This is a genomic window from Pseudoalteromonas sp. XI10 (assembly GCF_001469895.1).
Taxonomy (GTDB): Bacteria; Pseudomonadota; Gammaproteobacteria; order Enterobacterales; family Alteromonadaceae; genus Pseudoalteromonas.
In genome coordinates, this window is sequence record NZ_LOPY01000061.1 from 187,539 (window position 1) to 199,710 (window position 12,172).

The window sequence follows — 12,172 nt, forward strand, 5'->3', positions numbered from 1 at the left end:
CGTAATGAACAAATTATTCGATACCGTACAACTTGCCGGTCATACATTAAAAAACCGCATTGTTATGCCACCGATGACCCGCTCTCGCTCATCACAACCGGGTGATATCGCCAATGAGTTAATGGCCGACTACTATGCACAACGTGCGAGCGCTGGCTTAATTATCAGCGAAGGCACACAAATATCAGCCCTGGGTAAGGGTTATGCTTGGACACCGGGTATTTATACCGCCGAGCAAATTGCCGGTTGGAAGAAAGTAACCGACAAAGTTCATCAAGCTGGTGGCATTATGTTTGCTCAGCTATGGCATGTTGGCCGAGTATCTCACCCAAGTAACACAGGTGGCGAGCAACCAATTGCGCCATCTGCTATTGCAGCTAAAGACGTAAAAGTTTTTATTGATGAAGATGACAAACCCGACTTTGTTGCCACAGCACAGCCACGCGCAATGAGCCATGACGACATCAAACAGGTTATAAACGAATATCGCCAAGCTGCCCGTAATGCAGTTGATGCGGGGTTTGATGGTATTGAACTTCACGCTGCTAATGGTTACTTAATTAATCAATTTATTGATTCAGAGTCAAACCAACGCACTGATGAATACGGCGGCAGTTTAGAAAACCGCTTACGCTTTTTACAACAAGTGACACAAGCGGTTTGTGATGAAATTGGCGCTGAACGTATTGGCGTTCGCCTTGCTCCACTCACAACCCTCAATGGGACGGTCGATGATAACCCATTTGAAACCTATATTGGCGCAGCAAAAGTACTCAATGAACTCAACGTTGCTTACCTGCACATTGCTGAAGCTGATTGGGATGATGCGCCTTTAATGGAGCAAAGTTTTAAGCAAGCGCTACGTGAAAACTATGCTGGATTAATGATTTATGCGGGCAAGTACACTGGCGAGAAAGCAGAGCAAGCAATAGCCGCAGGCTGGGCTGATTTAATTGGCTTTGGTCGCCCGTTTGTTGCCAACCCTGATCTGCCAGCTCGTATTGAACAAGGCATTGAACTTGCGAAGCATGATCCAGATACCTTATTTGGAGGCGGTGCTAAAGGTTACACTGACTACCCTTTAGCAACGCAGTAGCGCTAAAAAAGGTGGCTCGTCAACCAAAAGCTCAATACAATAAAGCTGATGTTGGCGAGCGCTCTTAACCACCAAGAAGCTGAGCTAAACTGGAGTTGGCTGTACTTGCTTACTAATACCAACACGCCCATCACAGTAAACCAAGGAGTAAAAAAGAATAGTGGCTTTAACTTCACTAAACTCACCGCTAAATCGTGCAGCGCTCCACTGACTGCAAAAGTCACAACAACCGCACACCAAGCCGGCATAAAATCATTGCAAGGCTTCATTACAAACCGAGATAAATAATAGCTCCAGACCGGATTCCAATATCGCCAAAACAAATAAAATGAGCTAGCACCTAGAGAACGTGTCAGCATATTGCGCAACGAATCTTTATGCCCAAGGGGCACACCTGTGCGTTTTTTAACGTATTGACCAAGGGTAATAGCTGCAGACACCGACTTTCTCTTTTTTACTAATGACTAATTCAGACTACTAAACAACCAACAAAAGAGAAACCCAAACAAGGCTAGAAATTGTAACGGTTTATTTTATTCGTATTGGTTTTGCGCAGATAGATAGCTGGTAATCACCCATTACTTCTGATATCAACATTAGAGGGGCACCGATGAAAACTTCATTATCATTGATTTGCTACTGAGTGAAACATTGAAAGTGTACCCTAACGGAGTATACTATGATTTATAAAACAAAGGATTTTGTTTCGCGCACGAAAAAAGAAAGCCTGTCTGATGCTGATTTAATAAACGCTTGTAAAGAGATGTCAGCAGGCCTTTACGATGCAGACCTAGGTGGTAATGTCTATAAAAAGCGCGTAGCCATGGGCAGTAAAGGAAAAAGAGCTGGTTATAGAACTATTGTCGGGGCGGTAATTGGTGATAAATATTTCTTTCTCTATGCGTTTGCTAAAAACGCTAGAGCTAATATAAACGCTAAAGAAAAATTAGCATTAAAAGAGTTAGCAAAAGAGTTTATTCGATTTTCCCAAAGTGAACTTGAACAACTAGTCGATGATGGCGAACTTTTAATTGTAGGTGATGATCATGAGTGACATATTAAAGTCAGTTCACAAAACAGCGAGTGGATTAAAAAAGTCAGGAGTTATAGACAAAACGACAATGCGTAAATTTGACGCATTATGCCTTACAAGTGTTCATGAATTTACCCCCGAACAAGTTCGTAATTTAAGACTGAAATACAATCTCTCACAACCGGTTTTTGCTCAATACTTAAATGTCAGTGACAAGTTAGTTAAAAAATGGGAGCAAGGTGATAGCTCACCAAGAGGAGCAGCATTGAAAATGCTCACTCTGGCAGAGCAAAAAGGGTTAGAAGTAATCGCTTAAGCCCAATCCAAAGCGCTGTAAAACTCACTTCATTAAAATCACATCTTACTTTTTACTTTATTAGTCGCTTGGCTGGTGGCGGGGTTGTCTGGCCAAAAATGTTTTGGGTAACGCCCTTTCATTTCTTTTTGTACATCGCGGTAACTCGTTTGCCAAAAGTTAGCTAAGTCTTGAGTTAACTGCAGCGGTCGCCTCGCTGGTGATAATAGCTCCATTAATAATGGCAGTTTACCTTGTGCCAGCAAAGGCGTGCTGGTCATGCCATACACTTCTTGCATGCGTACACTGAGCTTCGCAGGGCCATCAAGCTGATAGGTCACTTTTACATTTGAACCACTTGGCACCGTTAATCGTAAGGGGAGCAATTCATTCAATAAACTTTGCTGCTGCCAATCAAAACAGCTTTTAATCGCTTCGCTGTAATTGAACTTTTTTAATTGCTCAAGGTTTTTAATATCATCCAAATAAGGTGCAAGCCATTGGCTATCGGCAATTAAATCATCATGATTTAAACTCGGGAATGACTCTGGTAACAGCTTACTTGCCAAGCTCATTCGAATAAGTAACTGCTCACTATCGGGCTGTTCATTAAATAACGAAAAGCCCCGCTTACTAAATAAATTTAACCAAGCTTTGGTGCGCTCGTTTTTATCTAGTGGCTGTTTACTTGGTTGACTCGCTATGGTGATGGCACCCAGCTTGAGCTCATCTTGATGGATAAAACGCCCTGCTTTTTCATCGTATTCGCAGCGAGTTTGCTCAGTAAATAAATGCGAAAGCTCATCTTCAAGCTCACTTGGCATAAAGGCAACAGCAGCAAAAACACGGTTTCCCTTATGGCCGCCCATATGCGCAATGGCAATATAGTCATCGTTATGCCAAAACTCCTCACTTAAATCGGCGCCTGCACCATTGGCAAGTAAATAACCATTACCGCGTTTTTTGGCTAGGCGGTCTGGAAAAGCAAGCGCCACCAGCAGCGACAAGTACTCTGTTTTAAGCTCATTAACCGGTTTGAGTTGCAAGCGCGATAGCCAATAATTTAATTGCTGCTTAAATACTGGGTGCGGTTTGCTGTGCTGACTATGTAATGCCAAATTAAGATCCGCAGGCATACTAATGCGGCTTTCAAGCAGTGCAGTTAAATACCCCGCTAATACATAAATACCAGACATGTGCTGCTCTAGTTGCTTTGCCTTAATGAGCATGTGTGAGAGACGAATATCGGCTCCATAGCTCAGCATTTGGCTGCCAAGGGCTGTTAGCTTTTCATTTTCATCAATGGCTTCGAGCATTTTTAAAAGTGCCGTTGCCTGTTTAATCTGCTGGCTACTAGGTGGGTCGAGTAAGCTAAGCTCAGCAAGTGATGCCCCCCACTGCTTTGCCTCTAATAACAACTGACTAATATCACTGGTCAAAATTTCTGGCGCATCATGGCTATTACGGCGCTCAAAGGTTTGTTTAGAGCCTAATCGATACACAACCCCTGGCTCAATTCGCCCAGCACGACCAGCGCGCTGAATGGCAGAAGAACGAGAAATACCTTGCGTTACGAGCTCTGTAACACCGGTTTTTAAATTGAAATTTGCTGCACGGCGTTTGCCGCTATCAACCACAATGCGTATTCCTTCAATGGTCAAACTGGTTTCAGCCACATTGGTGGTTAATACCACTTTGCGTTTGCCATTTTTAGCTGGCGCAATAGCAGCTTGTTGCTCGTTTTTATTTTGCTCACCATACAAGCTAAATACTTCGACGCTATCACCTAAATCATTTAAAGACTGCTGAACGCGCATGATTTCACGCTGCCCTGGCAAAAATACTAAAGCACTGCCCGTTTGCTCACTAAGCGCCTGTTTTATTACTGCAGGTATGTCATCGAGCCAACGGCTTTCGTCTTTAAGTGGAATATACACTTCATCAATGGGGTAGCTTCGACCTTGTGATGAAATAATAGGACAGCTGAAAAACTCACTGTAACGATCGCCGTCTAAGGTTGCCGACATCAGCAATATTTTTAAATCATCGCGAAGTGCCGCCTGTGTTTCAAGGGCAAATGCCAAAGCCGTATCTGCGGCAATTGAGCGCTCATGAAATTCATCAAATATAAGTAAATCAACATCACTAAGCTCTGGGTCATTTTGCAACATACGCGTCAGCATGCCTTCCGTGACAATTTCGAGTTTAGTTGTAGAACTTACTTTTGATTCGCCACGAATGCGTAAGCCGACACTGTCACCGACTATTTCATTCTGCTGACTTGCCAAATACTGGGCAATATTGCGTGCGGCCAGTCGTCTTGGCTCTAACATAACAATGCGTTTAAAGTGCCCTTCGCGCATTAAGGTAAGAGGCAGCCATGTTGATTTACCCGCTCCCGGCGGCGCTTGCAATAAGGCCATTGGGTTACTCTGTAATGTGGTTAACAGGGATTGATAAATATCTTGAACTGGCAGCACGTTAGGTATCTCTTACTTTCTTTTCACGCATTGTATCAAAAAACTAAAAATTGCGATGGCTATAGGCTTATTTTCTATCTCGGGCTTTAGAAGTGAAAACATTGCATTCTGCCAGTTTAGACTTATTCTTGATTAAACGACCAAACAAAAATCAGAATAAGGAATTAACTTGTTCAGGATTTACACCCGTATTTTAATCACCTTGCTACTTTTAGTTTTCCCGTTTCAAAAAGCATTTAGTCAGCAAAAAATTACGGTTGCACTTGGCAATACACTACCCCCTTGGGTCATGGTTGAAGACAACACAGGCATTATTCCTGACTTACTTCGCGCGACGCTCGGTGTTCACGGTTATCAAATACACTTTGTCTACGTTCCCTATGCAAGGCGGATCCCTTTGTATACTGAGAACTTAGTTGATGTTGTGTCTGATATTAATGAAAAAGTTATCGAAGCCCATCAAATGAGCGGTTACTTTTCAGATATTGCTTACAGCTACGAGAACTTTGCTTTTAGTCTGGCCAAGCAAAACCTGCAGCTTAGCTCTATTACACAATTAAAACACTTTAGTGTTCTTTCATGGCAAGGTGCAAAAGAATTACTCTCACCAGAATATCAAGCAATGGCCAGAGAAAACCCACAATACGCAGAAACCTATGATCAACTTGCACAAGTACAGCTTTTGTATCGAGAGCGCTACGAGGTAATCCAGATGGACGGTAAAATTTTTGATTATTATCGAGCGTTAATTAATATCAATGACGAAATTGATGTCTCTAAACCTGTGCAACGATTTGCGTTATTTGGCAAAAACCCCAGTGGCTTTTTATTTCGAGACGAGGCCTTAAGAGACCTGTTTAACGAGAACTTGCGTAAACTAAAATCAACTGAAGAATACACGCGGATAATCAATCGCTATACATCTAAGAGCCACTAAGTATCTAAAAACTAGCGCAACAGAAAATATTACAGGCTGATTCTAAAAACTACGTAGTAATTGCAAACTTTTAAATTCCACTCACTATATTCAAAAAATAAAATAACTATAAATCAATCAGTTAATAGATTTCACCAAATTGGTACAGCGATTGCTCTTACTAAGATGAATGTTTAACAAAGTAAGGAGATTATGATGAACAGCGATCGTTTAGAAGGCAACTGGAAAGAGATTAAAGGTAAAGCACAACGTAAATGGGGTGACCTTACCGATGATGATTTAGATAAAATTGAAGGTAGCCGTAAAGAGCTGGTTGGTAAACTTCAGCAAAAATACGGTAAATCTAAGGAAGAAGCTGAGCGTGAAGTCAGCGACTTTGAAAAAAGCCATTAATTTGAGCAATCAATAAAGCCGCTATTTGCGGCTTTATTTATCAAGCAGGCTCATGCTTTGCTAAATCAACTTCAGCAACCGTTTGATTTTTACCTTGCGATTTAGCGCGGTAAAGCCGTTTATCGGCAATGTTCAAACAGTGATCCACGCTCTCATCAGCGACGCGCACGTACAAGCCAATACTTAAGGTAACATGAAAAAGATGCTGGCCGCTCGTAAATGGCTTTTCAGCAAGTTTCTTATGGATTTTTTCAGCTACTTTTCTGGCTCTAAGCTCATGCCCTGTTGGGATCACAATTAAAAACTCTTCGCCGCCCCAACGGGAAATAACATCTTCTTCTGTGCACACGTTCTTAAATACATCAGCAAAAAATATCAGCACCTCATCGCCCACTTGATGACCGTAGGTATCGTTGATTTGCTTAAAGTTATCAACATCCATCAGCAAGAACACTGCCCCTTCGCCAAAGCGCTTATCTTGCAAGCATTCTGTTGCATAGCGACGGTTAGCGAGTTCTGTCATCGCGTCAGTACGAGCCAGCTTTTGATTAAGCTTAAGTTGTTCCATTAACTGCAAACTGTATTTGTTACGGTAATATTCGTAGAAGCCAGCCAAAATACATAAAATCGAGAAACACAGCATGACCCGAGTAGGAAAGTAGTGACTCGGATAACTGTAATAGCCAAATTGATCGGTAAAATAGAAAAGCACCGAGATAATACTGGCAAGCAAGATAAGATCGAACGCTCCGCGCTTTAAACCACGAATAAAAAAGGTCACAGGAGATACGATAAACAGCCATAACGGCCCCGTGCCATTACTTCCTCCTGAGACGATTAAAAAACACATCATCGAATAGAGGGCGTACAGCATAAGTACTGCGATGGTTTCGTCACGATTTTTAATGACAAAAGGTGAGGCAAACACAAAGCCGCCAATAATCAATAAATAGCTAAGGGCATGGTAACCATCTTGATAGCTGGTGATCGCCATTAAAAACGAGGTGATCGAACCAATAAATGCAAAAACACGTAAAAACCGTGCTTTATCTTTGTCACTTGCATTCACTGTATCAATCACAATTTCACCTTAGATTTCTTGATCAATCACAATAACTTTAACACAAATATATAAATTAGAAGGAATTTGCCAGTATTAAAACAATTAAAAAGAAAAAAGTATGATAAAAAATGGGCATAAAAAAACGAGCCATTTAGGGCTCGTTTTTAATTTAAACAAAAGCTAATAACTAAAGGTTATTATTCTGGTTCATAGCCCAAATTAGGCGACAACCAACGCTCGGCTTCTGCAAGAGTCATGTTGGTACGCTTAGCGTAATCTTCAACCTGATCTTTTTGAATTTGCGCCACTGCGTAGTATTTAGCTTCAGGGTGAGAGAAATACCAACCAGAAACCGCCGCACCCGGCCACATTGCGTATGAACTGGTTAGCTTCATGCCAATACGTTGCTCGGTATCAAGTAACTGCCAGATTTTCTTCTTCTCTGTATGTTCAGGACAAGCAGGATAACCTGGCGCAGGGCGAATACCTTGGTAGTTTTCACGAATAAGTTCATCGTTCGATAGATTCTCATCTACCGCATAGCCCCAATACTCTTTACGTACTTGCTCATGCAAATATTCAGCAAATGCTTCTGCTAAACGGTCTGCTACGGCTTTAACCATGATCTTATTATAATCATCTTGCTTAGCATCGAAGGCATCGGCAAGGTCGTCTTCTTCAAGACCACCAGTAACCGCAAAAGCACCAAAGTAATCAGGGGTGCCTTTTGGCGCAATATAATCAGCTAAACAGTAGTTAGCAAAGTCGGTTTTTTCTGTTTGCTGACGTAAATGACACGATGTAGTTAAAAGCGTTGTACGCGACTCATCGGTGTAAATCTCAATGTCATCCCCTACTCGGTTTGCAGGGAATAAACCAATGACACCTAGAGGTTGTAGCGCACCTGATTGTTCAATCTCATCAAGCATTGCGTTGGCATCAGCGAATAAGCTTTTAGCCTGTTCACCTACAATTTCATCTTCAAGAATACGTGGGTACTTACCAGCGATTGACCACGTCATGAAATAAGGAGTCCAGTCGATGTACTGTCTTAACGTCGCAATCGAAACATCTTTAAACTCAGTCACACCCAGCTTTTTCGGTACAGGTGGCGTGTAGTTATCCCAATCAAGTTTCACTGCATTGTCGCGAGCACGCTGTAAAGTAACGGGTTTTGAGCGCGGCTTTTTACGTGCTTGTTGTTCACGTACTTTTTCATACTCAGCCTTGGTTTTCTCTAAAAATGCTGGCTTTAACTCTTTCGACAATAAATTAGAAACCACCCCAACAGCACGGCTGGCGTTATTTACATAAACCACACCTTTATCATACTGAGGCTCAATTTTAACCGCAGTATGCGCTTTAGAGGTTGTTGCACCACCAATCAGTAACGGTAATTCAAAACCACGACGGGTCATTTCTTTAGCAACATGCACCATTTCATCAAGTGATGGGGTAATCAGCCCTGATAAACCAATAATGTCGGCTTTTTCGTCAATGGCGGTTTGCAAGATTTTCTCTGCTGGCACCATCACACCAAGGTCAATAACCTCGTAGTTATTACATTGCAGTACAACGCCTACAATGTTCTTACCAATGTCGTGTACATCGCCCTTAACAGTTGCCATAACCACTTTACCATTGGTTGCGCCCTCTTCTTTTTCGGCTTCAATGAAAGGGTCAAGATAGGCAACGGCACGCTTCATCACACGTGCAGACTTAACAACCTGCGGTAAGAACATTTTACCCGCGCCAAATAAGTCACCTACTACATTCATGCCGTCCATAAGCGGCCCTTCGATCACTTCGATAGGCTTAGCTTTGCTCTTACGGCACTCTTCGGTATCTTCGTCGATGTACTCGGTAATGCCTTTTACTAGCGCATGTTCAAGGCGCTTTTCAACAGGCCAAGTACGCCACTCTAGATCTTCAACTTTCTCTGCTTGCGCCATACCTGAGTATTTTGGTGCAAGTTCAACAAGTCGCTCACCAGCACCTGGGTCGGTATTGAGTATCACATCTTCTACAGCTTTGCGCAGCTCTTCAGGGATATCGTCGTAAACCGCTAATTGGCCCGCATTTACAATGCCCATGTCCATACCCGCTTTAATCGCGTGGTATAAAAACACTGAGTGAATAGCTTCACGTACTGGGTTATTACCTCGGAACGAGAACGACACATTCGATACACCACCCGACACTTTACAGTGCGGTAAGCCTTGCTTAATTCGACGCGTACCTTCAATAAACTCAACAGCGTAGTTATCGTGCTCTTCAATACCCGTTGCAACGGCAAAAATGTTCGGGTCAAAAATAATGTCTTCTGGCGGAAAGCCAATATCATCAACGAGTATTTTGTAACTACGCTGACAAATCTCGAACTTACGATCAGCAGTTTCTGCTTGCCCGGTTTCATCAAACGCCATTACAACCGCAGCAGCACCAAAGCGTTTAATTAGCTTAGCTTGGCGGATAAACGGCTCTTCACCTTCTTTAAGTGAAATTGAGTTAACAATGGCCTTACCTTGAATACACTTTAAGCCTGCTTCAATCACGTCCCATTTAGATGAGTCGACCATGATAGGTACTTTTGAGATATCAGGCTCTGAGGCAATTAAGTTTAAAAACTTTATCATCGCCGCTTTCGAGTCCAACATGGCTTCATCCATGTTGATATCAATCACTTGCGCGCCATTTTCTACTTGTTCACGGGCAACATCGAGAGCAGTCTCGTAATCTTCTTCCATGATCAAGCGCTTAAACTTAGCCGAGCCTGTTACATTGGTACGCTCACCGACGTTAGTAAATACAGCAATTTGGTCAGTCATGTCGGTTTCCTAGTTTAAGTTACACGCTTCAAGGCCCGATAAGCGCATACGCACTTCAAGCTCAGGTAATTGGCGAGGTTTAACACCTTCAAGGCCTTTCGCAAACGCCTTAATATGAGCCGGTGTGGTGCCACAACAACCACCTACAATGTTGATAAAGCCAGACTTGCCCCAGTCGATAATTTCTTTTGCCATTTCAGGGGCTTCTAAATCATATTCGCCAAACTCATTCGGTAAACCGGCATTGGGATGCACCGAGGTAAAGGTTTCGCAAACACGTGATAACTCTTCAACATATTGACGCAGTAAATCAGGGCCAAGGGCACAGTTAAGGCCGATTGATAACGGTTTGATATGGCGAATTGAGTTATAAAATGCTTCTGTGGTTTGCCCTGATAAAGTACGGCCAGAGGCATCGGTAATGGTGCCTGAGATCATCACAGGTAAACTACGACCAGCTTGTTCGAATGCTTCTTCTACGGCAAACGAAGCCGCTTTTGCATTAAGGGTATCAAAGATCGTTTCTATTAAAATAAGGTCAGCACCACCTTCCATTAATGCCAGTGTTGACTCAACATACGCAGCCACCAGCTTATCAAAGTTGATATTACGATAACCTGGGTCATTTACATCTGGTGAAATAGAACAGGTTTTTGACGTTGGCCCAAGTACACCAGCTACATAACGCGGTTTGCTAGGATCTTTTGCTTCAAGTTCATCACACACGCTGCGTGCAAGCTTCGCTGACTCGAGGTTGATTTCGCGGCTAAGGCTCGCCATGTCGTAATCTTCCATCGAAATAGTCGTGGCATTAAAGGTATTCGTTTCGATGATATCGGCACCGGCTTCTAAATAAGCACGGTGAATATCAGCAATGATTTTTGGCTGAGTCAGGCTTAATAAATCGTTATTGCCTTTAATAAGTACGTGCCAGTCTTTAAAGCGCTCACCGCGATAATCCTGTTCTTCTAATTTATATTCTTGGATCATGGTGCCCATCGCGCCATCGAGGATTAAAATTCGCTGTTTCAGCGCCTCGGTTAATTGTTCGCGTTTATTCACTGCATTACTCGGCATAGTTGTTAGTCCTTACATCTTGGCTAACTAAGTTAATATCATACGGTGTAGTTTGGTACACATAATAGTTTAACCAATTCGAAAACAATAAAAAGGCATGGCTTTGCCACGTTTTCGACGGTTCGTTGTCTGGGTTATCGTCAGGAAAGTAATTTTCTGGCTTAGGTGCATCCGCTGATTTTTCTTGGTCACGTAAATACTCCCCTTTTAAGGTATGAGCATCGTACTCTGGATGGCCAGTAATATACACTTGGCTGCCTGATTTATTTTTAATTAAGTAGGCACCAACTCGCTCTGATCCGGCTAACACCACCAGCTCTTCGCAGGCATTGATCTTATCGATATCAATATGACCATAACGAGAATGTGGCACTAAAAAGGTATCATCAAAGCCACGCGTTAGCGCTGCATGGTCAAAATAGCTTTTATGGGTAAATACGCCACTGAGTTTGTTTGGTTTCAAATCACGTTTAAGACCATAGTGATGATAAAGCCCAGCATGGGCCGCCCAACACGAAAATAGCGTAGACGTCACATGCTGCTCTGCCCAATCTAAAATAATTTTTAGTTCGTCCCAGTAAGCAACTTCGTCATATTCTAAATGAGCAAGCGGCGCCCCCGTGATAATCATGGCATCGTAGTTATTATCTTTCACTTCTGAAAAATAACGATAAAACGTATCCATGTGCTGCTCAGAGTTACTACTGGTGCGATGGGTATCTAAGCGCAACAGCTCAACATTAACTTGCAGCGGTGAGTTTGCTAACAAGCGAATAAACTGCACTTCGGTTTCAACTTTGTTTGGCATTAAGTTTAAGATGGCCAAACGCATTGGGCGGATTTCTTGCGTTTTAGCACGACTTTTTGGCATTACAAACACGTTTTCTTGACGTAACTTTGCAATGGCAGGCAATTCATCTTTTACTGTAATGGGCATAGCTGGCTCCGAGCATACTTATCTGACTGCTAA

At 42.6% G+C, this 12,172-nt stretch carries 11 protein-coding genes; 5 read left to right on the forward strand and 6 right to left on the reverse strand.

All coding sequences use genetic code 11. The features are described 5' to 3' along the window. Positions 1–4 precede the first annotated feature (4 nt). Positions 5–1,096, forward strand: coding sequence for an alkene reductase (locus AUR67_RS19510; RefSeq protein ID WP_058586482.1), 1,092 nt, complete (start codon positions 5–7; stop codon positions 1,094–1,096). Between the two features lie 2 nt (positions 1,097–1,098). Here the strand turns inward: AUR67_RS19510 and AUR67_RS19515 are convergent, their stop codons facing one another. Continuing rightward, a complete protein-coding gene (locus AUR67_RS19515) occupies positions 1,099–1,536 on the reverse strand; it encodes a hypothetical protein (RefSeq protein WP_058586483.1) in 438 nt (145 codons plus the stop codon). 239 nt (positions 1,537–1,775) lie between these two features. Between AUR67_RS19515 and AUR67_RS19520 the strand changes: the two genes are divergently transcribed. Both AUR67_RS19520 and AUR67_RS19525 read left to right on the forward strand, forming a co-directional pair. Continuing rightward, on the forward strand, positions 1,776–2,150 hold the full coding sequence (locus AUR67_RS19520) for a type II toxin-antitoxin system RelE/ParE family toxin (protein ID WP_058586484.1): 375 nt from the start codon (positions 1,776–1,778) through the stop codon (positions 2,148–2,150). Beyond that, complete coding sequence (locus AUR67_RS19525) at positions 2,143–2,445, forward strand: helix-turn-helix domain-containing protein (protein ID WP_058586485.1); 303 nt, start codon at positions 2,143–2,145, stop codon at positions 2,443–2,445. Before AUR67_RS19520 ends, AUR67_RS19525 begins: the two co-directional genes overlap by 8 nt. Positions 2,446–2,483: 38 nt before the next feature. On the opposite strand, the gene hrpB is transcribed toward AUR67_RS19525, so the two are convergent. Further along, positions 2,484–4,904 carry an ATP-dependent helicase HrpB gene (gene hrpB / locus AUR67_RS19530; protein ID WP_058586486.1) on the reverse strand — a complete coding sequence of 807 codons (2,421 nt, stop codon included), beginning with the start codon at positions 4,902–4,904 and terminating at the stop codon, positions 2,484–2,486. A 169-nt stretch (positions 4,905–5,073) separates the two neighbouring features. On the opposite strand from hrpB, the gene AUR67_RS19535 reads away from it, so the two are divergent. Then, complete coding sequence (locus AUR67_RS19535) at positions 5,074–5,841, forward strand: substrate-binding periplasmic protein (RefSeq protein WP_058586487.1); 768 nt, start codon at positions 5,074–5,076, stop codon at positions 5,839–5,841. A gap of 195 nt (positions 5,842–6,036) precedes the next feature. Continuing rightward, the gene (locus AUR67_RS19540; protein ID WP_058586488.1) at positions 6,037–6,234 is read left to right on the forward strand and encodes a CsbD family protein; all 198 of its coding nucleotides are present in this window, start codon (positions 6,037–6,039) and stop codon (positions 6,232–6,234) included. A gap of 40 nt (positions 6,235–6,274) precedes the next feature. Here AUR67_RS19540 and AUR67_RS19545 read toward each other — a convergent pair whose 3' ends face one another. From AUR67_RS19545 to AUR67_RS19560, 4 genes are all read right to left on the reverse strand, one after another. Next, positions 6,275–7,315, reverse strand: coding sequence for a GGDEF domain-containing protein (locus AUR67_RS19545; RefSeq protein WP_058586489.1), 1,041 nt, complete (start codon positions 7,313–7,315; stop codon positions 6,275–6,277). Between the two features lie 179 nt (positions 7,316–7,494). Further along, entirely contained in the window at positions 7,495–10,125 is a 2,631-nt protein-coding gene (gene metH / locus AUR67_RS19550) for a methionine synthase (RefSeq protein ID WP_058586490.1), read from the reverse strand. Positions 10,126–10,134: 9 nt separating this feature from the next. Further along, positions 10,135–11,202 (reverse strand): homocysteine S-methyltransferase family protein, encoded by a 1,068-nt coding sequence (locus tag AUR67_RS19555; protein ID WP_058586491.1) that lies wholly within the window; start codon positions 11,200–11,202, stop codon positions 10,135–10,137. Continuing rightward, positions 11,192–12,139: a homoserine O-succinyltransferase gene (locus tag AUR67_RS19560; protein ID WP_054562290.1), complete on the reverse strand. Its 948-nt coding sequence runs from the start codon at positions 12,137–12,139 to the stop codon at positions 11,192–11,194. The genes AUR67_RS19555 and AUR67_RS19560 overlap by 11 nt, the downstream gene beginning before the upstream one ends. Positions 12,140–12,172 lie beyond the last annotated feature (33 nt).

Coding starts and splice junctions, on each gene's coding strand:
- AUR67_RS19510 (WP_058586482.1), top strand. CDS start 5: ATGAACAAATTATTCGATACCGTACAACTTGCCGGTCATACATTAAAA.
- AUR67_RS19520 (WP_058586484.1), top strand. CDS start 1,776: ATGATTTATAAAACAAAGGATTTTGTTTCGCGCACGAAAAAAGAAAGC.
- AUR67_RS19525 (WP_058586485.1), top strand. CDS start 2,143: ATGAGTGACATATTAAAGTCAGTTCACAAAACAGCGAGTGGATTAAAA.
- AUR67_RS19540 (WP_058586488.1), top strand. CDS start 6,037: ATGAACAGCGATCGTTTAGAAGGCAACTGGAAAGAGATTAAAGGTAAA.
- metH (WP_058586490.1), bottom strand. CDS start 10,125: ATGACTGACCAAATTGCTGTATTTACTAACGTCGGTGAGCGTACCAAT.
- AUR67_RS19555 (WP_058586491.1), bottom strand. CDS start 11,202: ATGCCGAGTAATGCAGTGAATAAACGCGAACAATTAACCGAGGCGCTG.
- AUR67_RS19560 (WP_054562290.1), bottom strand. CDS start 12,139: ATGCCCATTACAGTAAAAGATGAATTGCCTGCCATTGCAAAGTTACGT.